The following is a 22,860-nucleotide window of genomic DNA, read 5'->3' on the forward strand; positions in this document are numbered from 1 at the left end:
TGCTACCCCTTAGTTCTTGCGGAACATCTTCAGCATGCGCTGAGTGACGGTGAATCCACCAAAAATGTTGATGCTGGCGATCAGCACGGCGATGAAGGAGAGGAAACTCACCCAACCGCCGTGGCCAATCTGCAATAACGCACCGACCACGATAATCCCTGAGATCGCATTGGTGACCGACATCAACGGGGTATGCAATGCATGGCTGACGTTCCACACCACGTAGTAACCCACCACGCAGGCCAGCGCAAACACGGTAAAGTGAGACAGGAACTCTTTCGGCGCGGCGTCGGCCAACCAGCCAAACAGAATAATCGCCAACGCCATCAGGCCATATTTCAGCCAAGGTGATACCGGTTTTGCCTCCGGCTTGGCGACCGGGGCCGCCGCCTGCGCCTGTTTCGGCTGGGCAGAAACCTGGATTGGCGGTGCCGGCCAGGTGACTTCGCCACTGCGCACCACGGTCACGCCGCGGATCACGGTGTCTTCGAAGTCGACGTCAATTTCGCCATTTTTCTCTTTCGACAGCAGCTTCAGCAGGTTAACCAGGTTGGTACCGTAAAGCTGCGAGGATTGAGTCGGCAAACGGCTTGGCAGATCGGTATAGCCAATGATTTTCACGCCGTTATCGGTAACGGTCACGCGGTCGGCCACGGTCAGCTCGCAGTTACCCCCGTTTTGTGCGGCCAGATCGACGATCACGCTGCCCGGTTTCATCGAAGCCACCATTTCTTTGGTAATCAGCTTCGGCGCCGGTTTGCCCGGGATCAGCGCCGTGGTGACGATAATGTCAACCTCCGCCGCCTGAGCAGCGAACAGCGCCATCTCTGCTTTGATAAAGGCTTCGGACATCACTTTGGCGTAGCCGTCGCCGCTACCCGCTTCTTCCTCGAAATCCAACTCGAGGAATTCCGCGCCCATGCTCTGCACCTGCTCTTTGACTTCAGGGCGAGTGTCGAAGGCGCGAACAATGGCTCCCAGGCTGCCGGCAGCACCGATGGCTGCCAACCCGGCGACGCCGGCACCGATGATCATCACCTTGGCCGGTGGAACCTTGCCCGCAGCGGTGATCTGACCGGTAAAGAAGCGGCCAAACTCATGCGCGGCTTCAACAATCGCCCGGTAGCCGGCGATATTCGCCATAGAACTCAGCGCGTCCATAGACTGTGCGCGTGAGATGCGCGGCACCGAGTCCATTGCCATCGCGGTGACGTTGCGTTCGGCCAGCTTCGCAATCAGTTCAGGGTTTTGCGCCGGCCAGATAAAGCTGACCAGGGTGCTGCCCTCACGCATTAACGCGATCTCGTCCTCAAGCGGCGCGTTAACTTTCAAAATCAGATCCGACTGCCAGACATCGGCAGTGTCGGCGATCTCAGCCCCAGCGGCTTGATACGCGCCATCGTCAAAACTTGCCAGTTTACCCGCCCCGCTTTCAATCGCGACGGTAAAGCCCAGCTTCAGCAGTTGTTCCACCGTTTTCGGCGTTGCTGCGACCCGGGCTTCATTGGCCAACCGTTCTCTTGGTACACCAATACGCATAATGTTCCCTTCTCACCTGTCTTTGATGATGTTTATTATCGTCCTGCCCATAGCGATGGCGCCGGCTGACAGGCCTTTGCTTACGCTTGTCGGCATCGAATTAAGGCACCATCTATAACCTACTGAAAATATGATCGATGATCCATAATTGCTTACGCATTCAGGTCTGTTTTTACATAAAAACCCAGCTAACGACATGACAAATCGCAATTTAAAGTTAAAAAGCCCGTTGGAATGGCGCTTTAGCGGCCAGATTGCGATAGCACCCGGTGCGCGGATATCTGGCGCGACGCGGCTGGTACGCATAAAAGTTATAAAATTGTGAATAATTAACACTTATGACATCAAAGGCTTTATTATTGAAACTTATGGCGATGCTGCGCAGAATGACGGACATCATTCTTCCGGGAATTTGTCTCATGAGATGACATAAAATGCTGAGACACTGCTCGAGATTACATGTAATAATCGGCGGCTGAATTACACCTAAACAGTTCAGCACGTTATAAACGTTAATGCGCTAGGCGAAAGGATTTTTTATGAAGCTGAAGAACACGATCATCGCGTCAGCCTTGTTATCACTCACTGCGCTGTCCGCTCATGCGGCGCAAGAGTTAACTCCTGAAAAAGCAGCGGCGCTGAAGCCGTTTGATCGCATCACGATTACCGGCCGCTTTAATGCCATCAATGAAGCTGCTGATGCCATTTCCCGCCGTGCAGACAAGCTGGGTGCAGACGCCTTCTACATCCAGGACAGCAACAACAGCAACAATGGCGGCAACTGGCGCGTCACCGCCGATCTTTACCACAAAGATGCGCCGGAAGTGAGCAAAGAACCGAAATACCGCGTGATTAACGGCGTTACCGAGCTGCCGAAAGAACAAGCCTTCCTGCTGGAGCCTTACGATACCGTAAGCGTCAGCGGTTTCTACCGCAGCCAGCCGGACATCAACGATGCCATCACCAAAGAAGCGAAAAAGAAAGGCGCAGCCTCCTTCTTTATCGTACGTCAGGTTGATGCCAACCAGGGCGGCAACCAGTTCATTACCGCCTACATCTATAAAGCCGATGCACCTAAACGTACCGTTCAGAACCCGGATGCCATCCCGGCCGACTCTGAAGCCGGTAAGGCCGCTCTGGCTGCCGGTGGCGCTGCTGCTGCCAATGTGGAAATCCCTGGCGTAGCCTCTTCAGGCTCACCAAGCCGTGACGTAGGCCGTTTCTTCGAAACCCAGTCTTCAACCGGTAAGCGTTATACTGTCACCTTGCCTAACGGCACCAAGATTCAAGAAGTAAACAACGTGACCGCCGCGCAGATGGTGCCGTTTGACTCAGTGACCTTTACCGGCCACTTCAACAGCATGACCGACGTTTCTACCGAAGTGGCGAAACGCGCGGCTGAGAAAGGCGCCAAGTACTATCACGTAACCCGTCAGTGGCAGAACAAGAGCGGCGGCAACCTGACCGTCAGCGCTGATCTGTTCAAATAATTTTCACTTTGCGGTTTACCATCGGGCAGCCATTGAGCTGCCCGTTTTTTTCCCCGCCTGTCGCCCGCCAGTTGAATAATTTTTTGCAAAAATCGCATATTCAATCATTGCATCCGCAGAGATCCATCCGTAGAATTTGCGCGAATTTTTAGGGCTATTGTCTATTTGTTCAGTAATTACCATTACGTTGTTACTGCCGAGCAGTTCCCTCCCAGTTGTTTATTCTGTGTTCAGGATCCGTCATTGGAAAAGAAACTAGGTCTTACCGCGTTAACCGCATTGGTGCTCAGCTCAATGCTGGGCGCTGGGGTTTTCAGCCTGCCGCAAAACATGGCGCAAGTCGCCAGTCCGGCCGCCCTGCTATTGGGTTGGGCGATTACCGGCGTCGGCATCCTGTTTCTGGCTTTTGCCATGCTGTTGCTCACCCGCCTGAGGCCCGATCTGGACGGCGGTATTTTCACCTATGCGAAAGAAGGCTTCGGCGAACTGGTGGGTTTCTGCTCCGCCTGGGGGTATTGGCTGTGCGCCGTTATCGCCAATGTTTCTTACCTGGTGATCGTGTTTGCCGCGCTAAGTTTGTTCACCGATCGCGGCGGCGAGGTCATTTTAGGTGACGGCAATACCTGGCAGGCGCTGCTGGCTGAGTCGCTGCTGCTGTGGATTGTGCATGCGCTGGTACTGCGCGGCGTGCAAACCGCGGCCAGCATTAATTTGGTCGCCACCCTGGCCAAACTGTTGCCGCTAGGGATGTTTGCCGTCTTGGCGGCGGTTGCCTTCAAAATGGACGTATTCACCCTGGATTTCCACGGCGTCGCGCTTGGCAAACCGGTGTGGGAACAGGTTAAAAATACCATGCTGATCACCCTGTGGGTGTTTATCGGCGTGGAAGGCGCAGTGGTGGTTTCGGCCCGTGCACGCCATAAAAAAGATGTGGGCCGCGCCACTATGCTGGCCGTGGTTTCCGCACTGGCGGTTTATCTACTGGTTACGCTGCTCTCATTGGGCGTGGTACCGCGCAGCGAATTGGCTGAGATGCGCAATCCGTCAATGGCAGTGTTGATGGTCGATCTTATTGGGCCATGGGGTGATGTGATTATCGCCGCCGGACTGATCGTCTCGGTCTGCGGCGCTTACCTGAGCTGGACGATCATGGCTGCCGAAGTGCCGCTGCTGGCGGCGCAACACGGCGCGTTTCCCAAAATATTCAGCAAGCAGAACAAGAACCACGCGCCTTCGGCTTCGCTGTGGCTGACCAACCTCGCGGTACAGTTCGCTCTGGTGCTGATCTGGCTGACCGGCAGCAACTACAACTCGCTGCTGACTATCGCTTCGGAAATGATCCTGGTGCCCTATTTCCTGGTCGGCGCCTTCCTGTTTAAGGTGGCGATCCGTCGTCAGGACAAGCGGCTGATGTTTGCCGCGACGGGCGCTTGCCTGTATGGCATTTGGCTGCTCTATGCGTCAGGCTTGATGCATCTGCTGATGTCGGTGCTGCTGTATGCGCCCGGGCTGTTGGTGTTTATCTATGCAAGGCGCGGACATGGTGATGTCAAGTTGCTGAATCAGCTGGAGAAAGGCAGTATTTTTCTGTTGCTGGTGGCCACGGTACCGGCCGGCTGGTTTATGTTGCAGTAGTGAAAAACGGCCGGGTGGAAACACCCGGTCAGTTAGATTGGGACAGGCCCAGGCTGATGCTCATGCGTTCACCCACCTGAGAGATAATCACTCCCTCAACGCACTCTTGTTGGATGGCTGCCAACTGCTGCTTATCGAGCGCATACGGTAGTTTAATGTCGAACACTGCCAGCCCCTGCTGCTGCGCCAGATCGATCAGACGCACAATGTTGGTTTCGTCGCTGACCTGGGTGGAAACCACCTGCAGCGCCAGCGCCTTCAACTGCTCTTTCCGCGTTTGTGATGCGGAAGCCTGCGATTTCAATACCATGCCAAAAAACGGCATCACACCATAGATTGCATCTACAAAGCGCCAGTGCTTCTTGCACGATGCGGACAGAAAATCCATGTAATCAAAACAGATTTTCTCACTGCGGGCGACGGGTGCAAGGTGACTACTGTTCATCCCTTCCTCTCATTGCCAGTGTATTACATCCTGAAATGGATAATCGATGCGAAGCTTTAACGAATTTCCGCCGTATAATGGCATAATTCCCCTATTGTTTGCCAGTCTGTCCAGGAGCTTTAATCAATGGAACTTCACAACTCTGCGCCGGTCCTGATCACCGGCGGCGCACGTCGGATTGGGCTGGCCCTGGCCAGGTCATTCTTACAGCGCGATATCCCGGTGATCATTGCCTATCGCAGCACTTATCCGGCGCTGAGCGAGCTGAAAAGACTGGGCGCTACCTGTATTCAAGGGGATTTTTCCACCCATGAGGGCATTTACAGTTTTGCCGAACAGGTGCGCCAAACAGCCCCAAAACTGCGCGCGGTGATCCACAACGCCAGCGCCTGGCAGGCCGAATCCCCAGAGGTGCCGCCGGAGCAGGTGATGGCGGCGATGCTGCAAATTCACGTTTATACCCCCTACCTGCTGAATCAGCTGCTGGAACCCTGCCTGCTGGGCCAGGGTCAAGCCGGGGCTGATATCATTCACCTGACAGATTATGTGGTGGAAAAAGGCAGCGACAAACACATTGCCTATGCCGCCAGTAAAGCCGCCCTGGACAATATGACCCGCTCGTTTGCCCGCAAGCTGGCACCGGAAGTCAAGGTCAACGCCATCGCGCCTGCGCTGATTATCTTCAACCCGGGCGACGACGAACATTATCGTCAGCAGGCGTTGGCAAAATCGCTGATGAAAATCGCCCCCGGCGAAAGTGAAGTGGTCAACCTGGTGAACTACTTGCTGGACAGTCGTTACGTCACCGGCCGTACCCATGGCGTGGATGGCGGAAGACCCCTGCGCTAGCGCATGATCTGCATGGCTTATCGCGGTGCCCCGCGCTATGCTGAATTTCGTTATTCTGATAAAACCGCTGAATATGCATAAAATTGTTTTTGTTGAAGACGATCCGGAAGTCGGCAAACTGATTGCCGCCTATCTGGGCAAGCACGATATTGAGGTTCTGATCGAGCCGCGTGGCGACAGCGCACAGGCTCGCATCGAGCTGGAGCAACCGGATCTGGTGCTGCTCGACATTATGTTGCCCGGCAAGGACGGTATGACGCTGTGCCGCGATCTGCGTCCGACCTTCGCAGGCCCGATCGTGCTGCTGACCTCGCTGGACAGCGACATGAACCATATCCTTTCGCTGGAAATGGGTGCCAATGATTACATCCTGAAAACCACGCCCCCGGCGGTGTTGTTGGCGCGGCTACGCCTGCATCTGCGTCAGCATGGCCATCAGCCAAAGGAAGAATCGACCCAGCCGATCACCCAGCACAACGCCTTGCACTTTGGCTTGTTGTGCATCGACCCGGTCAACCGCCAGGTGACGCTGGGCGAAGAGATCATCACCCTTTCCACCTCGGATTTCGATCTGCTGTGGGAGCTGGCCACCCATGCCGGTCAAATCATGGATCGCGAAGCCCTGCTGCAAAACCTGCGCGGCGTGAGCTATGACGGCCTGGACCGCAGTATCGACGTCGCGATTTCCCGCCTGCGCCGCAAATTGTACGACAACGCACTGGAGCCTTTTCGCGTCAAAACCGTGCGCAATAAAGGTTACCTGTTCGCCCCGAACGCCTGGGAGTTCGTGCAGCAATGAGAAAGCTCTTTGTGCAGTTTTTCCTGCTGCTTTTCGTTTGCTTCCTGGTGATGGCGATGCTGGTTGGCCTGGTGTACAAAGTCACCGCTGAACGCGCCGGCCGCCAGTCGATGGACGACCTGATGAAAAGTTCGCTGTACCTGATGCGCAGCGAACTGCGGGAAATCCCGCTGAAAGACTGGAACAAGACCATCGCCACGCTGGATTTGAACCTGTCGTTTAAGCTGCACATTGAACCGCTGGGTAAACAGGATCTGAGTGAAGACCTGAAGAAACGCCTGCGCCTTGGCGAAATTATCGCGCTCGACGATCAATACACCTTTATGCAGCGCATTCCCCGTAGCCACTATGTGTTGGTGGTGGGTCCGATCCCTTATCTGTTCTATCTGCATCAAATGCGGCTGCTGGATTTGGCGCTGCTGGTGTTTATCGGCATGTCGCTGGCGCTGCCGGTGTTTCTGTGGATGCGCCCGCACTGGCAGGATTTGCTGAAGTTGGAAAATGCGGCACAGCGCCTGGGTGCCGGGCACCTGGATGAACGTACCCATTTCGATCCTACCTCCAGTCTGAACCGGCTTGGGGTGGCCTTTAACCAGATGGCGGATAACGTCAATACGCTGATCGCCAGCAAGAAGCAGCTCATCGACGGCATCGCCCACGAGCTGCGTACGCCACTGGTACGGCTGCGTTATCGGCTGGCGATGAGCGATAATCTGTCCGATAGCGAGCAACAGGCATTGAATCGCGATATCGGCCAGTTGGAGTCACTTATCGATGAACTGCTTACCTACGCGCGGTTGGATCGTCCCCAGGTGGCGCTCAATATAGAGCCGCTGGACTTGCCCAAATGGTTGGAAGACAAGGCGGATGACCTGCGGCTGATCCACCCGGAACGAGAAATTCAACTGGATATCCCCCACGTCGGCGATTTTGGCGGCGTTGATTTGCGTCTGATGGAGCGGGTGCTGGATAACCTGGTAAACAACGCATTGCGTTACTCCGAACAGCGCCTGCGAATCGGCCTGTGGTTTGACGGCGACAGTGCCTGCTTACAGGTAGAAGACGATGGCCCCGGCATTCCGCCGGAAGAGCGTGAACGGGTATTCGAACCCTTTGTCCGCCTCGATCCGAGCCGCGATCGCGCCACCGGCGGTTGCGGCCTGGGCCTGGCCATTGTGCATTCGATTGCCGTGGCCTATCAGGGCCAGGTTTATGTAGACGCCAGTTCGCTCGGCGGTGCCAGCTTCCGTTTCTGTTGGCCAATAAAGCCCACTTTCGATTTAAAAGCAGACCCGGTGTAACCCTGTTCACGCGCAGCATGACTACGCGAAAGAGTGATCCGGATTAAAATAATATGGAGCTAAACGATGACATCTGCACATACCCCATCCTCATACGACGAGCTGCGCGCCCTGTTCACCCGCCTGTCGCGCTTCGGCCACCTTTCCGCTATTGCCGGTTGGGACATGCAAACCATGATGCCACCGGGCGGCAGCAAAGCACGTTCGGAAGCGCTGGCTGAACTGAGCGTACTGCAACACCAAATTTTGACCGCAGAAAAAACCGGCCGCCTGTTTGAACGTGCACAGCAGGAAACCCTGGATGACATTGATCGCGCCAACCTGCTGGAAATGCGTCGCCAATATGACAATGCGGTGCTGGTGCCGGAGTCGCTGGTCGAAGCCAAGTCGCTGGCCGGCGCGCGTTGTGAACATGCCTGGCGCGCTCAGCGTCCAGCCAACGACTGGGAAGGTTTCGCGGAGAACCTGCGTGAAGTGGTCAAGCTTAGCCGACAGGAAGCGCAGATCCGGGCCGAAGCAGCAGGCACCAGTCGCTACGATGCGCTGCTGAATCTGTATGAACCGGGCATGCGCAGCAGCGATATCGACCGCATTTTTGGCGATCTGAAAACCTGGTTGCCTGACCTGCTGCAGAAAGTGGTGACCAAACAGGCTCAGGAACCTTGCCTGATCCCACAAGGGCCGTTCAATGTGGAGACCCAGCGTCAACTGAGTTTGAGCGTAATGAAACTGCTCGGTTTTAACTTTGATGGCGGCCGCGTGGACGTCAGTGCACACCCATTCTGCGGTGGCGTACCTGAAGACGTGCGCATCACCACTCGCTATAACGATAAAGAATTCCTGACGGCACTGCTCGGTATCGTGCATGAAACCGGTCATGCCCGTTACGAGCAAAACCTGCCGCGTGACTGGCTGGGCCAACCTGTAGCTCAGGCGCGCTCAACGGCCATCCACGAATCGCAAAGCCTGCTGTTTGAAATGCAGTTGGCGCGCGGCAGCGACTTCCTGAAGATCCTGCGCCCGTTGGTGACCCAGCAATTTGGCGAGCAGCCGGCGCTGGAAGAAGCTAACTTTATCCGTCTGAATCAGCGTGTAAAACCCGGCCTGATCCGCGTAGATGCTGACGAAGTGAGCTACCCGGCGCACGTAATCTTGCGTTATGAGATCGAGAAAGCCCTGGTTGAAGGCGAGATCGAGGTGGAGGACATTCCGGCACTGTGGAATGAGAAAATGAAGGGTTACCTCGGCCTGGATACCGTCGGCAACTACCGTAATGGCTGCATGCAGGACATTCACTGGACTGACGGTGCCTTCGGTTACTTCCCGACTTACACTCTGGGCGCCATGTATGCCGCACAACTGTTCCACAGCGCACGTGAAGCAATGCCATCGTTGAGCAGCGACATTGCCGAAGGCAACCTGAATCCGCTGTTCCACTGGCTGAAACAGAATATCTGGCGCCACGGCAGCCGCTTCCCTACCGATACGTTGATCGCTAACGCGACCGGCGAAGCGCTTAACCCGGCCTATTTCCGCAAGCATTTGGAAAACCGCTACCTGTAATCCTGTCCCCAGGCACAATGTCCCGTGCCTGGGCATTTTCCCCTGCTTTACCAGCATGATTCCATAGCGCACTTCCCCCTCTTACGACACCTTGGCCGCAGAGAGTGGGTCGGTAACTCTCTATATGTATGTTGTAACTAAAATGAAAAAAATCAGTGCCTATTGGGCATCCGCTCTAACTGCGATTATCGCTCGCCGGCGCTTTCATCTCCCTTTTCTGTGGGTTCGTACATTAGGTTACACGCCGAAACCAATCACTCACGGAAAGCATTCTGGCGTTTGCCTACTATCTTTACACCGGCCCCGCAGTGGGCTCGATACATGATGAGTCATTTGAGGAATCTACAATGAAAAAAGTATTAGCTCTGGTTGTTGCCGCTGCAATGGGTCTGTCTTCTGTTGCCTTCGCTGCTGACGCTGCCACCACCACGGCAACCCCTGCTGCGACAGCGACTACCACCACCGCAGCTCCGGCTAAAACCACTCACGTGAAGAAACATCACGCGAAGAAAGCGCCAGTACAAAAAGCGCAGGCGGCTAAAAAGCACCACAAAGCTACTGCCAAGAAAGCGCCCGCTCAGAAAGCCCAGGCCGCCAAGAAACACCACAAAAAAGCCAGCCACAAAAAAGCCACCAGCACGCCAGCGGCATAATCGCAATCTGAAGTGAGGCTCCCCTCACCAGTCCAGGCTTGAGTTGTCCAACACCCGGTTCGCCGGGTGTTTTTTCATCGGGGGTTCTCATCATGCTGCGTCGCTACCTATTTGAGATCATTTTGGCCAGCCTGATCCTTTGCGGGCTCATTGCCGCCTTTTTTTATCTGTAGCCGCTCAGCCCTTCGGGATAAGAAATTATTGAAAAATCAATCACTGCCCATCCACACTGCGACTAAATCAGTCTATAGTTACCATTCAGTGTGTTTATGGATGACCCGTCATTTCCAGGCAAGAAACCTATGCGCATAACCGTTTTGCTGTTGCTGTGCTCATTCCCGCTCGCACTTTCCCTCTCAGCAAGGGCCGACAGCCCTTCCGATGCATCGATCGCTGAGCAAACACGCCTGTTTTTTGGCAAAGATGAACGCATCAAGGTCACCGAAACCGACGGCTGGCCGTGGCAGGCGATTGGCCAGGTAGAAACCGCCAGCGGTAATTTGTGCACCGCCACGCTGATCTCTCCTCATCTGGCACTCACCGCCGGGCACTGCGTGCTGGCACCGCCGGGCCAATTGGACAAGGCGATCGCACTGCGCTTTGTGGCCGGCAACAAGAGTTGGCAATACCAGACCGACAATATCGAGACGCTGGTTGACCGCAAGCTGGGCAAAAAGCTCAAGGCCGACGGCGACGGCTGGATCGTACCACCCGCAGCCGCGGCGTATGACTTTGCCCTGATCCGCCTGAAGGATAAAAAGCCGCTGCCGATTAAGCCGTTGCCGCTGTGGCAAGGCGACAGCAAGGCTCTGACTCAGGCGCTGAAACAGGCCAAACGGCTGATTACCCAGGCCGGGTATCCGGGAGATCACCTCGACGATCTCTACAGTCACCAAAACTGTAAAGTGACGGGTTGGGCGCAACAAGGCGTACTGTCGCATCAATGCGATACCCTGCCCGGCGACAGCGGCTCGCCGTTATTGCTGAAAACCGCCGCAGGCTGGAAGCTCATCGCCATTCAAAGCTCCGCACCGACAGCCAAAGATCGTTACCGTGCCGATAACCGCGCACTGGCGGTGACCGGTATCCGCGATGCGCTGGACGCACTGGCCGCGGGGAAATAAGCGTTATAAGCCGGCGTGGGCTTCTGCGCCGGTTTCCCTTGAGACGTTTCCCGCCATAAAGCCCTTGGGCGTGGTGCCGGTGAACTGCCGGAAGAACGCGATAAAAGCGCTGTCGCTGGAAAAGCCCAAATGCTGTGCCACGGTGCTGACCCTGGGCAAAACCTGCCCGCAACGCTGCTGGTGTGCAGCCTGTGCCTGGTCTGCACAGGCTGCCTGTTCGCGTTGCTCAGCCCGAAAGCTGTTCGATAGTCTGCAAGATACGCTTGTCAGAGATCGGGTAAGGCGTGCCGAGTTGCTGAGCGAACAGGCTGACGCGCAGTTCTTCGATCATCCAACGCACCTCTTTCACCTCTTCATCCTGCTGCCGCTTCGGCGGCAGTTTGTTCAGCCACTGTTGCCAGGCCTGTTGCACCTGTTCCACCCGCAGCATCTGCGCACGATCGCGATGCGGATCGGTCGCCAGTTTCTCCAGACGGCGCTCAATTGCCTGCAGATAGCGCAACGTATCCGACAGGCGCTTCCAGCCGTTGTTGGTCACAAAACCGCGATAAACCAGGCCGCCGAGCTGGTTTTTGATATCCGACAGCGCCAGCGCCAGGGAGATGTCCACCCGGCCTTTCAGCCGTTTATTGATGTTGAACACCGCCGTCAGGATCTGCTCGACCTGTTTGGCTACACCTACCACCGTTTCATTCAGCTCGGCGCGCACTTTTTCCTGCAGGCGGGCAAAATCCTCTTCCTGCCAAACCGGCCCGCCGTGCTCGGCAATCAGCTTATCGATGCCGCACGAGATGCAGTCATCAATCAAATCCAGCACCCTGCCATAAGGGTTAAAGTACAGCCCCAGCTTGGCTTTGTTAGGCAGTTTTTCATGCAGATACTTGATGGGCGATGGAATGTTCAGCAACAGCAGGCGGCGCGTTCCCTGCCACATCGCCTGTTGCTGTTCCTGCTCGCTGTCGAACAAACGGATCGCCACGCTGTCTTTTTCATCCACCAGCGCCGGATACGCCTTCATCGAATAGCCACCGCGTTTCTGCTCATAAAACTCCGGCAGTTTGCCGAAGCTCCAGATATGCAGATTGCTTTGCTCCAGCCCATCGTCTGCCACCGCAGACAGGGTTTCCTGCACCTTGTCTTTCAGTTGCAGCTTCAGCGCGGTCAGGTTTTTGCCTTCCAGCAGGGTTTTGTGTTTTTCCCCCACCACCCGGAAAGTCATTTTAAGGTGATCGGGCACCTGTTCCCACTGCCAGTCATCTCGTGACACCGTCACACCAGTCATACGACGCAGCTCGCGCTCCAGCGCATCCAACAGCGGTAATTCCAGCGCGGTGACCCGTCCCAGAAAAGCCTCGGCATAGTTCGGTGCCGGCACAAAGTTGCGACGAACCGGCTTGGGCAGCGACTTGATCAGAGCGATCACCAATTCACGGCGAATGCCTGGAATTTGCCACTCAAAACCCTGATCCTCAACCTGATTAAGGATCGGCAGAGGAATATGCACCGTCACGCCGTCGGCGTCGGTACCTGGCTCAAACTGATAGGTCAGGCGCAGCTTAAGGTTGCCCTGATGCCAGGTATTCGGATAGTCCAGCGCACTGACCTTATTGGCACCGTCCTTGATCAGCATCTCTTTTTCAAAGCTGAGCAAATCCGCGTTCTGTTTTGCGGCGTTTTTCCACCAGTTGTCAAAATGACGCCCGGAGATCACCTCGCCAGGGATGCGCTGCTCGTAGAAACTGAACAGGGTTTCATCATCAACCAAAATGTCACGACGGCGCGACTTATGCTCCAGCTCCTCCACTTCCGCACGCAGCTTCAGGTTGGCACTGAAGAATGCATGGCGCGTCTGCCAGTCGCCTTCCACCAGCGCATGGCGGATAAACAGTTCCCGGCACAGCAGCGGATCTATGGTGCTGTAATTAACCTGTCGCGCAGCGACGATGGGTAACCCGAACAGCGTCACTTTTTCGGTGGCCATCACCGCACCCTGGGATTTCGACCAATGGGGTTCGCTGTAGCTGTGCTTCACCAGGTGCTGGGCTAACGGCTCAATCCACTCCGGTTCGATACGTGCGGCGATACGCCCCCACAGGCGGCTGGTCTCAACCAGTTCGGCCACCATGGTCCATTTCGGCGGCTTCTTGAACAGACCTGAACCTGGGAAGATAGAAAATCTTGCGTTGCGAGCGCCCGTGTACTCTTGCTTATCAGCATCTTTCTGGCCGATATGCGATAGCAAACCGGTCAATAACGCGGTGTGTACGCTGCGGTAATCGGAAGGTTCGCTGTTGACCGGCAGCCCCAGCTCTTTAACCACCTGACGCAGCTGGGTATAAATGTCCTGCCATTCACGCACCCGCAAATAGTTAAGGAAATCATTGCGGCACAGCCGACGGAACTGACTGGATGAGTGCTCTTTCTGCTGCTCTTTCAGCCAGTCCCACAGGTTGACGTAAGCCAGGAAATCCGAATCTTTGTCGGCAAAGCGCCGATGTTTCTCGTCCGAGGCCTGCTGCTTGTCCATTGGCCGTTCGCGCGGATCCTGTATCGACAGCGCAGCGGTGATGATCATCACTTCACGCACGCTGCCGCTTTTCTGCGCCTCCAGCACCATGCGCGCTAAACGCGGGTCGATCGGCAACTGCGCCAATTGACGCCCCTGAGGCGTGAGCTGGTAGTGGCCATTGTCGGCCGTTTTAATCGCGCCCAGCTCTTCGAGCAGGCGCACACCATCGAGAATATTGCGCTTGTCCGGCGCCTCAACGAACGGGAAAGCGGCGATATCCCCTAACCCAAGCGACGTCATCTGCAAGATAACCGACGCCAGGTTGGTGCGCAGGATCTCCGGATCGGTAAACTCCGGACGCGACAGGAAGTCCTGTTCCGAGTACAGACGAATGCAAATACCGTCGGAGACGCGCCCGCAGCGGCCCTTGCGCTGATTGGCGGAAGCCTGCGAAACCGGTTCGATCGGCAGGCGTTGCACCTTGGTGCGGAAACTGTAACGACTGATACGCGCGGTACCGGGATCAATCACGTACTTGATGCCGGGCACGGTCAGTGAGGTTTCCGCCACGTTGGTCGCCAGCACGATGCGCCGCCCGTGATGCGACTGGAATACCCGGTTTTGTTCGCTGTTCGACAAACGGGCATACAGCGGCAGGACCTCGGTATGCGGCAAATTAAGACGGTTCAGGGCGTCGGCGGTGTCGCGAATTTCGCGCTCGCCGCTCATGAAGATCAGGATATCCCCTGGCCCTTCGCGGCCCAGCTCATCTACCGCATCGAAAATCGCCTGCAGTTGATCGCGGTCGGTATCGTCGGCATCGTCCACTACCGGACGATAACGCACTTCGACCGGATAAGTACGACCAGAGACTTCGATAATCGGCGCGTTATTGAAATGGCGCGAAAAACGCTGCGGATCGATAGTCGCCGAAGTGATGATGACTTTGAGATCCGGGCGCTTTGGCAGCAGTTCACGCAGGTAACCCAGGATGAAATCAATGTTCAGGCTGCGTTCGTGCGCTTCATCGATAATCAACGTGTCGTACTGCATCAGCAGCCGGTCCTGCTGGATTTCCGCCAACAGGATCCCGTCGGTCATCAGCTTGACCAAGGTGTTTTCGCCGACCTGGTCGTTAAAGCGCACCTTATAACCGACGCTGCCGCCCAACGGCGTTTCCAGCTCGTCGGCAATGCGGTTGGCTACGGTACGCGCCGCCAGGCGTCGAGGTTGGGTATGGCCGATCAGCCCTTTTACCCCGCGCCCCAGCTCCAGACAGATCTTCGGCAACTGGGTGGTTTTCCCCGAACCGGTTTCACCGGCAACAATCACCACCTGATGGTCGCGGATGGCCTGCAGAATATCCTGTTTTTTCTGACTGACCGGCAGGTTTTCCGGGTAGGTGACTTTCGGACAGGATGCGGCGCGCGACTGCACTTTTTGCAACGCTGCCGTTATATCACTTTCCAGCTCGGCGGCGACGGCCGACTGAGCATCGGGATTTTTGATTTTTCGTGCGCCCTGCAGCCGACGTTGCAGACGTTGTTGGTCACGGAGCATCAGCTCGCCCAGTTGGGCAGACAGTGCCGCGAGCGGAGATTTCACGTTCGGTATTCCTTGTTTCATCGCTGCTATATCAAGCTTTAGCAGCGGTTTGGTGATGGGTTAGCGAGTTTTCAGCTTTAAGTGCGCAGAATAACATAAGCCCCTTTTTCCCCATAATCCCGCCGCTTATGTCCCGGCAGCTTATTCAATAAAATCGAACAAAGGTCTCGAAATATTGCGCTATCACTGCTGAAAAAATGTGAATAGAGTGTACTGCATGCAAAGGACGCGTTGTCCTGATGTCACTGTCATAACGTAAGGAATTACCGATGAGCAAAGTACTGGTTCTTAAATCAAGCATCCTGGCGGGCTACTCGCAGTCTAACCAACTGGCAGATTTCTTCGTTGAGCAGTGGGCAAAGGCTCATGGCAACGACACCATCACCGTGCGTGACCTGGCTGCACAGCCAATCCCGGTACTGGACGGTGAACTGGTTGGCGCCCTGCGTCCTTCCGACACGCCGCTGACACCGCGTCAAACCGAAGCCCTGGCGTTGTCCGACGAGCTGATCGCCGAACTGCAAGCCAATGACACCATCGTTATGGCGGCCCCGATGTATAACTTCAACATTCCGACCCAGTTGAAGAACTATTTCGATCTGATTGCCCGTGCCGGCGTCACCTTCCGCTACACCGAAAACGGTCCGGAAGGCCTGGTGAAAGGTAAGCGTGCCATCATTCTGACCAGCCGCGGTGGCATTCACAAAGGCACCCCGACTGACCTGGTCGAACCTTACCTGCGTCTGTTCCTGGGCTTTATCGGTATCACCGACGTCGAGTTTGTGTTCGCTGAAGGTATTGCCTACGGGCCGGATGTTGCCACCAAAGCGCAGGCCGATGCTAAAGCCACGCTGGCACAGGTTGTTGCCGCCTGATGCCCGTTGCAGGGGTGTGATGCCCCTGCAAAGCTTCAACAGAACAAGCCAAATCCTGTCAAACCCGCTCTACCCTCATAAAAATCCAATGTTATATCGCTATTGCGCGCCTCAGGGCGCGCTTTTTTTATTTCTTCAACCATTGGCCGTTTATGCCGCGTACGTATTCCCCCGCGGGGGCACGGGCGACCAGTTTTTGGCCGGCCATGCGCGCCACATCGTCGATGGCGATATGATTGCTGTCCGCCACCTGTTGGTATTTCTCGGTGCGACCGGCATTGATATTTTTCACCAGCGACAGCGTTTCGGCGTCCTGCTTCACCGGCGCAATATAGCCGTTGAGCGTTTCACCGACGCGCCCCTGTTGCTTGGCCTCATCCAGCGTCAACGCCATCGCCATGCTGCTGAACAGCCAGGCGGCGCCAATCAAGCCTAAATAACGTTTTTTCATGTTGGCTCCTAGAACAGACCGCTTTTGTCTTTCAGCAGATTCTCGACGTCTTTATCCACTTTGATGTGAATTTCATGTTCAATCTTGACGTTCATATTGATGGTGATCGGATCTTTAGGCGTGGCGACCTCGATGCGTGGCACGCAGCCGCTCAGCATTGAGGTGCCGAGCACGGCGGCCAGTAATGGCCCGCTGATGATTTTCATGGTTGTTCCCCAGGTTTGGTGAGGGCCTGTTCCAGCCACTCCTGTAAATTGTCGCCAAAGCGCAGGCTGCGCCAAAGCTGAAACACGTTTTCCTGATGGCTATAGTTCAGGATAACCTCTCTTTTAGCGCTTTTTTGCGGGTTAACCCCGTCAATGCGCGCCTTCAGCGTCAGTTCACCGAGGTTGTCGAGATCGACTCTGGCCTTGGAGCGGTTAATCTCCATATAGCGCAGCCAATCTATCGCGGCGCCGGTCGCCATATTATTACTGCCGATGGCATCGGCCATGTCCTTGTCCAGGCGCAGCGTCAACATGCCGGCGTTGGCAATCCAACCGTTGCGCACCAGCCATTTAGGATGATTCAGGAACAGCGGCAATTCACCGTCTACCCGTCCTGACATGGCAAACTGTTTTGGCTTCAACGCGGTAAACAAGGCACTGATATCCACCTTATCCAGCTTCAATACGGCGGCGTCATGCTGCGGCATGCGCAGCGCAGACAGGCTGATGTGGCCGTTCAACGCGTCCATACCGACGTTGCTCAGCGTCAGCGGTGCCTGCTCGCTGTAAGGATAAGCGCCCTGAAGATCGGCGGTAATATTCTGCATTTCGAACAGGTTGCGGAAAGACTTGATGCGCAGCATCATCGGTTGCTTGGCGCCGAGCTGCCAAATGTGATTTTTCAGGCGGTAGGACATGACGAAATCCAGCCCGCTCATCTCACCGTCTTTCAGCCACATGCCGCCCTGCTTCACCACCCAATGGCCACCGGCCTCAAAACCCTGCACCCGTGCGGCAGAGAAGGCCGATTGCGCATAGAATTCACCGTCGCGCAGTTTGATATTGAGATCCGGCGAGATGAGCGGTTGGAACACCTTCAGCGACTGCTTCGGCCACCAGCCCTCTCCGCGTAAACGCTCACCGTCCCAACGGCCACGTAGCGCTATAGGGCCAATCTGTTCCGCCTGCAGTTTGCCCTGCAGCTGGAAATTATCCGGCGTTGTGCCCTTCATCTGAAGCGCCAACACCGGTGCCGGCAGGTAACCACCGTTAGTAAAGCTGACCTTGCCCGAAACCAGTTGCAGTTCGCCATTAAACGCCGGGGCTTTCTCGTCCCGCTGCCAACGCAGCGGCTGGCTGAGGCTAAGGCGCGGCGCATCCACCGTTACCATGCTGTATTTCAAACGATCAAAACCAGTGGAAAGCCGATCGAGGATCAGCGTGCTGTCCTGCCAACTGCCGCTGCCGGCAACGTCCCAGGCAGCCTGCAACGGCGGTAATTGTCCGTTGCCCCAGTAGCGCCATTGCCAGTTGCCGTGGTCCGGCCAAAAATCTTGCGCCTTGCCGTCCAGATGCAGTTTAAAACGCCCCCAGTAGCTGTCGCTGGCGTTAATAATGGACTGCAACCGACCGGTGATGCCGGCAGCAGTCACTTTCACCCCGGCCAACGGCAAACGCGCCTCTTCCAATTTCATTTCCGGCGTGGCGTTGCCCCACAGTCGCAGCAGTGAACCGGACTGCAAGACCAGCGTCGGGTTGAGGATGGTGCCGCTGACAATACCGGGGATCGAGGCAGTCATTGAAAAGTCGGACAGATTCGCCTGGCCGGTCAGTTGGAAACGCAGATCGCTGTCGGTCAGGCCGACTTTACCCGGCCCCAGCGTCAATACCGCGTTGCCTTTGCCGTTATGGCCGTCGGTGATGACATTCAAACGGGCGCTGATCTGCGTCTCATCAAAACCTTTACTCCAGTCGTGCAGCGCAATGTTCACCCCGCCGTTTAGCGGTTGCTGACTGTATGGCCAGCGCCATTCGCCCTGTTTAATGCTGACCTGTTGGGCGTTGATCTCCCAGGGTAGCGTCGCCAGGGGTTTGTTTTCACCCTTTTCCGTCAGCGTCAGCACGCCCTGCTGCTGTTGCCAGCGCATGTCCAACAGTAAGGGTTTGTCCAGATAGCCGGTCTGCATTTCGCCCTGCAGCGCCCCTTGTGCCGGAATACTGTCCAAATCGAGCGGAATGGCTATTTTGCCGGTCAGGTGCAGCGGTTGTGGGCTGTCTGGCGCAGTGATCGTCAGGCCGTTGAGCGTCAATTGCTGCTGCGGATCCAACAGCGCATCGAGCTGAATATTCGGCCCCTGATATTGCAGGCGCTGGCCCTCTGCAGAGGAATGTATCTGTAATTTACCGGCGTAGTACTGCCACGGCACCACTGCGAAATCCTTGATGGTAATGTCCAGCAGCGGCAGTTGTTTTTGCAATTGGTCCAGCGCCAGTGGTGCACTGCTGGCGTCAGCGGCGGGTAATTTTGATAAGCAGGCAGTATCGACATTCAGCTTATCGCTGATGAGCTCCCACCGCCCCTGCTGATAGGCCAATCGGGTCGGTCCGACGGCGGCAAGCAAACAGTCTTGTGCCAGAAAACGCGCGCCATCCAGCTGGAATGCCCCCTGACGCCAATGCGGTTTGCCCTGCAAAACCAACTGGCTGCCCTGTGGCAGCCAATGAGAGATCACACGCGGCAACCAGCGCGGCAGAGTTTGCCACAGCGCAAGCAGCAAGATCGCCGTACTGACCACAATCCCTATGAATACTTTCAATCGCTTAGTCATTAAATGATTGCTTCATTCCTGAGTTAGGCCGCTTACCCTGGCCAGAGGGCGTTTTAAGTAAGTCTATGCCTGAATTGGCAATAATGATGGCATGAATTTGACATAGGGTGAAGCCAACGCCGACGAAGATGCCCCGTTTCGGCGCTTTTGCAGCTATTGATAGGGATACTGTAAATTTTAGTTACATATTCATCACATGAATGCGAACTGTTTCGGACTTTTGTTATTGTCGTTACCTTTGATAATTAATAGTCTTGCAAGCATTCTAACAAAAGTCAGCTGCTAGCTAACTATACTAGAGAAGCCATTCCCCACACCCCCGTGGGGATTTTTTTGCCTGGAACCAACCTCTCTCTCATCTCTCGCGCTTCGCTTTTCAGCCACTCCGTGCCGAATATTCACCCTGTTGTGACGTTGCCAGCTACCCTTAATCAATACCCTTTGCGGCAACGATAACTGCTGCCATTCAACGCGCATCAAACAGGCTAACCAATTGTAGAATTTACTAAAATCTGTTAAATTGATCACAAAATCACGCGGGAGAAACCACGATGAAATTGGCGATATACAGCACCAAACAGTATGACCGTAAATATCTCGAACTGGTGAATCAGCAGTTTGGTTACGAGCTGGAGTTCTTCGACTTCCTGCTCAGTAAAAAAACCGCCAAAAACGCCGCCGGCTGCAAAGCCATCTGCATCTTCGTCAACGACGACGGCAGCCGTGAAGTGCTTGAAGAACTGGCGGCGTTGGGGGTCGAAATTTTGGCTCTGCGTTGCGCCGGGTTCAATAATGTCGATTTGGACGCCGCCAAAGAACTGGGCATCAAGGTGGTGCGCGTTCCGGCCTACTCGCCGGAAGCGGTCGCTGAACATGCCGTGGGCATGATGATGTGCCTGAATCGTCGTATTCACCGCGCTTATCAACGCACCCGCGACGCCAATTTCTCGCTCGAGGGATTGATCGGTTTCAACATGCACAACCGTACCGCCGGGGTGATTGGCACCGGCAAGATTGGCGTCGCCACCATGCGCATCCTGAAAGGTTTCGGCATGAAGCTTCTGGCTTATGACCCGTACCCAAGCGAACAAGCATTGGAGCTCGGTGCGGAATATGTCGATCTGCAAACGCTGTACGCGCAATCTGACGTCATTACCCTGCACTGTCCGCTGACGCCGGAAAATCACCACCTGTTGAACACCGACGCTTTTGCGGCGATGAAAGACGGCGTGATGATTATCAACACCAGCCGCGGCGGTCTGATTGACTCATCAGCCGCAATTGATGCCCTGAAGCAACAGAAAATCGGCGCCCTGGGGATGGACGTGTATGAGAATGAACGCGACCTGTTCTTCGAAGATAAATCCAATGACGTGATCCAGGACGATATTTTCCGTCGTCTGTCTGCCTGCCACAACGTGTTGTTCACCGGTCATCAGGCTTTCCTGACCGAAGAGGCGCTGACCAGCATCTCGGAAACTACGTTGCAGAACGTGAGCCAATTGGATCGTGGTGAGCCTTGCCCTAACCAGCTCAACGCATGAAGTACAGCAAGGAGAACCCGATGAAAAAGTCTATGTTGGTGGCGTTAATACCGCTGCTGTTAGCCGGGTGTGGAATGAGTCAGAAAGGTGAGACAATAACGGAAAGCGACCTGTTACATCATAACTTTGTGCTGCAAAGCGTCGACGGTGTAGCGGTGAAAGCGGGCCAGGGCAAGCAGCCCAACATCGAGTTCGGTGAAACCCTGCACGTTTCTGGTGCCATGTGTAACCGTTTCTTTGGCAATGGCCAATTGCAAAATGGCGTGCTGACGGTAAAAGGTCTGGCCTCAACACGCATGCTGTGCGCAGACCCGCAACTCAATCAGTGGGATCGGGTGATCGGCGACGTGCTGGGCAAAGGAGCAAAAGTCACCCTCAGCGCTCAGCAATTAACGCTGAGCGGCGGCGACCATACCCTGGTTTATACACTGCGCGATTGGGTGCAGTGATCCCTGTGCACCAGGCTGCTCTGCGGCCTGGTGTTATTAACCGTTAGCCGGCGCTCGCGCAGGCACCCCGCCCCAGCGTCGATTCTTCGCACTGTTTACCATTCGGCATCTGGCACATTCTGATCGCTTCGCCGTTTAAATTGTGGGTCACCGTAGTAACGCCGCCAACGATGGCACAGTTAGCACTGGTCTGTAAGTTATTGATTCTTGCACTGTTAGCCTGCTGGACTGGTTCTTCGTTGTTGCTGCTGCAGGCGGCCAAAAGCAGTACGGTGCCGGCCAGCAACCCTTTTAATATTGTCATTAATCCACTCCTGAACCCGAAACTGCGCTGTGTAAAATCGCCATTGCCGATAACTCGCATCACTTTATTGCGGACACGTTAGGTTATCTTTGATGCAAACCTGTTTAATCTAGCCTGATATATAAATAATGAAAATATATTCCTGCAATTATTTGCCGTTTATTTGAACAGCGACGAAATTATTATGGTTACTGGATTTTTCCGCTCTGTCCGCGGAGCGGACATCGAACATCCCTGCCCGACCTGAACAAGGGTCAGTCACAGCAGGGTTAAACAGGCATTTTAGGAGAGGTTAACGCTTTGAGGCGGGGCGAACAGCACCAAAATGCGGTGTCAAAATGGCGCATTTTTTGCCGGTAAAAGGAAGATCCAAACTTGGGGGTAATCTATTATTTTCCGTTATTTATTAATAAGGTTTTCTGCCAGCGCCACTGAATGTCGCGCTGGCGATTGTTTCGGTTTAAATAAGGATCAGTGTGCTGCGGTTTTCGACAGTAAATTAATCACCAACACGCCAGCAATAATTAATCCCATCCCCAGTACAGCTGGCCAATCCAGCTTTTGTTGATAAACAAATACCGCGGCAATTGACACCAGAACAATACCCATGCCCGACCAGATGGCGTAAACAATGCCCAGCGGCATAGTTTTCACCACCATCGACAGCCCCCAGAAAGCTACGCCATAGCCGACCACGACCACCAGCGACGGCCACAAGCGAGTGAATCCCTCAGAGGCTTTCAGCATGGTGGTGGCGATCACTTCTGCGACTATCGCCATGGTCAAATACATAAATCCGCTCATCGTTTTTTCTTCTGTAAGTTTACCTATTCACCAGTATGACGCGCCGGAAATAAATTGTCGTTAAACAACGATGACAATTTTTCTTCAGGGCCATTTAAAGTCGTGA

Annotated in this window: 21 protein-coding genes; 12 read left to right on the plus strand and 9 right to left on the minus strand. The window is 55.1% G+C overall.

Translation table 11 applies throughout. From position 1 onward, the window contains the following. Positions 1-9 precede the first annotated feature (9 nt). The gene (pntA, locus tag AC1RKG_RS03090; RefSeq protein ID WP_044551475.1) at positions 10-1,539 is read right to left on the minus strand and encodes a Re/Si-specific NAD(P)(+) transhydrogenase subunit alpha; all 1,530 of its coding nucleotides are present in this window, start codon (positions 1,537-1,539) and stop codon (positions 10-12) included. Positions 1,540-2,078: 539 nt separating this feature from the next. On the opposite strand from pntA, the gene ydgH reads away from it, so the two are divergent. Next, positions 2,079-3,029 (plus strand): DUF1471 family protein YdgH, encoded by a 951-nt coding sequence (gene ydgH, locus AC1RKG_RS03095; RefSeq protein WP_048758739.1) that lies wholly within the window; start codon positions 2,079-2,081, stop codon positions 3,027-3,029. A gap of 243 nt (positions 3,030-3,272) precedes the next feature. Next, positions 3,273-4,664: an amino acid permease gene (locus AC1RKG_RS03100; protein WP_128865203.1), complete on the plus strand. Its 1,392-nt coding sequence runs from the start codon at positions 3,273-3,275 to the stop codon at positions 4,662-4,664. Positions 4,665-4,692: 28 nt separating this feature from the next. Here AC1RKG_RS03100 and AC1RKG_RS03105 read toward each other — a convergent pair whose 3' ends face one another. Further along, positions 4,693-5,109 (minus strand): hypothetical protein, encoded by a 417-nt coding sequence (locus AC1RKG_RS03105; protein WP_020827058.1) that lies wholly within the window; start codon positions 5,107-5,109, stop codon positions 4,693-4,695. A 126-nt stretch (positions 5,110-5,235) separates the two neighbouring features. Here AC1RKG_RS03105 and folM point away from each other — a divergent pair, with 126 nt between their 5' ends. The 7 genes from folM (at position 5,236) to AC1RKG_RS03140 (ending at position 11,398) form a co-directional block, all read left to right on the plus strand. Then, positions 5,236-5,958 carry a dihydromonapterin reductase gene (folM, locus tag AC1RKG_RS03110; protein WP_046373437.1) on the plus strand — a complete coding sequence of 241 codons (723 nt, stop codon included), beginning with the start codon at positions 5,236-5,238 and terminating at the stop codon, positions 5,956-5,958. Between the two features lie 73 nt (positions 5,959-6,031). Next, positions 6,032-6,757 carry a two-component system response regulator RstA gene (gene rstA, locus AC1RKG_RS03115; RefSeq protein ID WP_041415408.1) on the plus strand — a complete coding sequence of 242 codons (726 nt, stop codon included), beginning with the start codon at positions 6,032-6,034 and terminating at the stop codon, positions 6,755-6,757. Beyond that, the gene (rstB, locus tag AC1RKG_RS03120; protein WP_128865202.1) at positions 6,754-8,058 is read left to right on the plus strand and encodes a two-component system sensor histidine kinase RstB; all 1,305 of its coding nucleotides are present in this window, start codon (positions 6,754-6,756) and stop codon (positions 8,056-8,058) included. Before rstA ends, rstB begins: the two co-directional genes overlap by 4 nt. Positions 8,059-8,124: 66 nt before the next feature. Beyond that, positions 8,125-9,621 (plus strand): carboxypeptidase M32, encoded by a 1,497-nt coding sequence (locus AC1RKG_RS03125; RefSeq protein ID WP_048758738.1) that lies wholly within the window; start codon positions 8,125-8,127, stop codon positions 9,619-9,621. A 347-nt stretch (positions 9,622-9,968) separates the two neighbouring features. Further along, complete coding sequence (asr, locus tag AC1RKG_RS03130; protein WP_020827063.1) at positions 9,969-10,274, plus strand: acid resistance repetitive basic protein Asr; 306 nt, start codon at positions 9,969-9,971, stop codon at positions 10,272-10,274. Between the two features lie 92 nt (positions 10,275-10,366). Further along, complete coding sequence (gene ydgU / locus AC1RKG_RS03135; protein WP_455567193.1) at positions 10,367-10,447, plus strand: small membrane protein YdgU; 81 nt, start codon at positions 10,367-10,369, stop codon at positions 10,445-10,447. Between the two features lie 129 nt (positions 10,448-10,576). Then, positions 10,577-11,398 carry a trypsin-like serine peptidase gene (locus AC1RKG_RS03140; protein ID WP_493181995.1) on the plus strand — a complete coding sequence of 274 codons (822 nt, stop codon included), beginning with the start codon at positions 10,577-10,579 and terminating at the stop codon, positions 11,396-11,398. 3 nt (positions 11,399-11,401) lie between these two features. On the opposite strand, the gene AC1RKG_RS03145 is transcribed toward AC1RKG_RS03140, so the two are convergent. Both AC1RKG_RS03145 and hrpA read right to left on the minus strand, forming a co-directional pair. Beyond that, entirely contained in the window at positions 11,402-11,539 is a 138-nt protein-coding gene (locus tag AC1RKG_RS03145) for a hypothetical protein (protein ID WP_221932189.1), read from the minus strand. An 85-nt stretch (positions 11,540-11,624) separates the two neighbouring features. Continuing rightward, positions 11,625-15,512, minus strand: coding sequence for an ATP-dependent RNA helicase HrpA (gene hrpA, locus AC1RKG_RS03150; protein ID WP_493181996.1), 3,888 nt, complete (start codon positions 15,510-15,512; stop codon positions 11,625-11,627). 269 nt (positions 15,513-15,781) lie between these two features. Here hrpA and azoR point away from each other — a divergent pair, with 269 nt between their 5' ends. After that, a complete protein-coding gene (gene azoR, locus AC1RKG_RS03155; RefSeq protein WP_020827068.1) occupies positions 15,782-16,387 on the plus strand; it encodes an FMN-dependent NADH-azoreductase in 606 nt (201 codons plus the stop codon). Positions 16,388-16,514: 127 nt separating this feature from the next. On the opposite strand, the gene AC1RKG_RS03160 is transcribed toward azoR, so the two are convergent. Genes AC1RKG_RS03160 through AC1RKG_RS03170 form a run of 3 tightly spaced genes read right to left on the minus strand, consistent with a single transcriptional unit; the run spans position 16,515 to position 19,653 of the window. Then, positions 16,515-16,838, minus strand: a complete 324-nt coding sequence (locus AC1RKG_RS03160; RefSeq protein ID WP_020827069.1) for a YdbL family probable chaperone protein — start codon at positions 16,836-16,838, stop codon at positions 16,515-16,517. An 8-nt stretch (positions 16,839-16,846) separates the two neighbouring features. Continuing rightward, the gene (locus tag AC1RKG_RS03165; RefSeq protein WP_020827070.1) at positions 16,847-17,044 is read right to left on the minus strand and encodes a YnbE family lipoprotein; all 198 of its coding nucleotides are present in this window, start codon (positions 17,042-17,044) and stop codon (positions 16,847-16,849) included. Then, positions 17,041-19,653: a YdbH family protein gene (locus tag AC1RKG_RS03170; RefSeq protein ID WP_493181998.1), complete on the minus strand. Its 2,613-nt coding sequence runs from the start codon at positions 19,651-19,653 to the stop codon at positions 17,041-17,043. The genes AC1RKG_RS03165 and AC1RKG_RS03170 overlap by 4 nt, the downstream gene beginning before the upstream one ends. A gap of 551 nt (positions 19,654-20,204) precedes the next feature. On the opposite strand from AC1RKG_RS03170, the gene AC1RKG_RS03175 reads away from it, so the two are divergent. Beyond that, positions 20,205-21,197, plus strand: coding sequence for a 2-hydroxyacid dehydrogenase (locus AC1RKG_RS03175; RefSeq protein WP_115058732.1), 993 nt, complete (start codon positions 20,205-20,207; stop codon positions 21,195-21,197). A gap of 20 nt (positions 21,198-21,217) precedes the next feature. Next, a complete protein-coding gene (gene hslJ / locus AC1RKG_RS03180) occupies positions 21,218-21,646 on the plus strand; it encodes a heat shock protein HslJ (protein ID WP_493182000.1) in 429 nt (142 codons plus the stop codon). A 43-nt stretch (positions 21,647-21,689) separates the two neighbouring features. On the opposite strand, the gene AC1RKG_RS03185 is transcribed toward hslJ, so the two are convergent. Together AC1RKG_RS03185 and AC1RKG_RS03190 are read right to left on the minus strand one after the other, a co-directional pair. After that, positions 21,690-21,950, minus strand: a complete 261-nt coding sequence (locus AC1RKG_RS03185) for a putative hemolysin (RefSeq protein ID WP_046373425.1) — start codon at positions 21,948-21,950, stop codon at positions 21,690-21,692. A gap of 471 nt (positions 21,951-22,421) precedes the next feature. Beyond that, positions 22,422-22,754 (minus strand): SMR family transporter, encoded by a 333-nt coding sequence (locus tag AC1RKG_RS03190; RefSeq protein WP_044551516.1) that lies wholly within the window; start codon positions 22,752-22,754, stop codon positions 22,422-22,424. Positions 22,755-22,860: the final 106 nt, after the last annotated feature.

Source organism: Serratia sp. GW822-FHT06D09 (assembly GCF_058799515.1).

What these genes read in the sequence shown, in the direction of transcription:
- rstA (WP_041415408.1), top strand. Translation starts at nt 6,032, where the DNA reads ATGCATAAAATTGTTTTTGTTGAAGACGATCCGGAAGTCGGCAAACTG.
- pntA (WP_044551475.1), bottom strand. Translation starts at nt 1,539, where the DNA reads ATGCGTATTGGTGTACCAAGAGAACGGTTGGCCAATGAAGCCCGGGTC.
- AC1RKG_RS03160 (WP_020827069.1), bottom strand. Translation starts at nt 16,838, where the DNA reads ATGAAAAAACGTTATTTAGGCTTGATTGGCGCCGCCTGGCTGTTCAGC.
- hslJ (WP_493182000.1), top strand. Translation starts at nt 21,218, where the DNA reads ATGAAAAAGTCTATGTTGGTGGCGTTAATACCGCTGCTGTTAGCCGGG.
- ydgU (WP_455567193.1), top strand. Translation starts at nt 10,367, where the DNA reads ATGCTGCGTCGCTACCTATTTGAGATCATTTTGGCCAGCCTGATCCTT.
- AC1RKG_RS03165 (WP_020827070.1), bottom strand. Translation starts at nt 17,044, where the DNA reads ATGAAAATCATCAGCGGGCCATTACTGGCCGCCGTGCTCGGCACCTCA.
- AC1RKG_RS03125 (WP_048758738.1), top strand. Translation starts at nt 8,125, where the DNA reads ATGACATCTGCACATACCCCATCCTCATACGACGAGCTGCGCGCCCTG.
- AC1RKG_RS03190 (WP_044551516.1), bottom strand. Translation starts at nt 22,754, where the DNA reads ATGAGCGGATTTATGTATTTGACCATGGCGATAGTCGCAGAAGTGATC.
- AC1RKG_RS03140 (WP_493181995.1), top strand. Translation starts at nt 10,577, where the DNA reads ATGCGCATAACCGTTTTGCTGTTGCTGTGCTCATTCCCGCTCGCACTT.
- rstB (WP_128865202.1), top strand. Translation starts at nt 6,754, where the DNA reads ATGAGAAAGCTCTTTGTGCAGTTTTTCCTGCTGCTTTTCGTTTGCTTC.
- AC1RKG_RS03105 (WP_020827058.1), bottom strand. Translation starts at nt 5,109, where the DNA reads ATGAACAGTAGTCACCTTGCACCCGTCGCCCGCAGTGAGAAAATCTGT.
- asr (WP_020827063.1), top strand. Translation starts at nt 9,969, where the DNA reads ATGAAAAAAGTATTAGCTCTGGTTGTTGCCGCTGCAATGGGTCTGTCT.
- AC1RKG_RS03170 (WP_493181998.1), bottom strand. Translation starts at nt 19,653, where the DNA reads ATGACTAAGCGATTGAAAGTATTCATAGGGATTGTGGTCAGTACGGCG.
- azoR (WP_020827068.1), top strand. Translation starts at nt 15,782, where the DNA reads ATGAGCAAAGTACTGGTTCTTAAATCAAGCATCCTGGCGGGCTACTCG.
- ydgH (WP_048758739.1), top strand. Translation starts at nt 2,079, where the DNA reads ATGAAGCTGAAGAACACGATCATCGCGTCAGCCTTGTTATCACTCACT.
- AC1RKG_RS03185 (WP_046373425.1), bottom strand. Translation starts at nt 21,950, where the DNA reads ATGACAATATTAAAAGGGTTGCTGGCCGGCACCGTACTGCTTTTGGCC.
- AC1RKG_RS03175 (WP_115058732.1), top strand. Translation starts at nt 20,205, where the DNA reads ATGAAATTGGCGATATACAGCACCAAACAGTATGACCGTAAATATCTC.
- folM (WP_046373437.1), top strand. Translation starts at nt 5,236, where the DNA reads ATGGAACTTCACAACTCTGCGCCGGTCCTGATCACCGGCGGCGCACGT.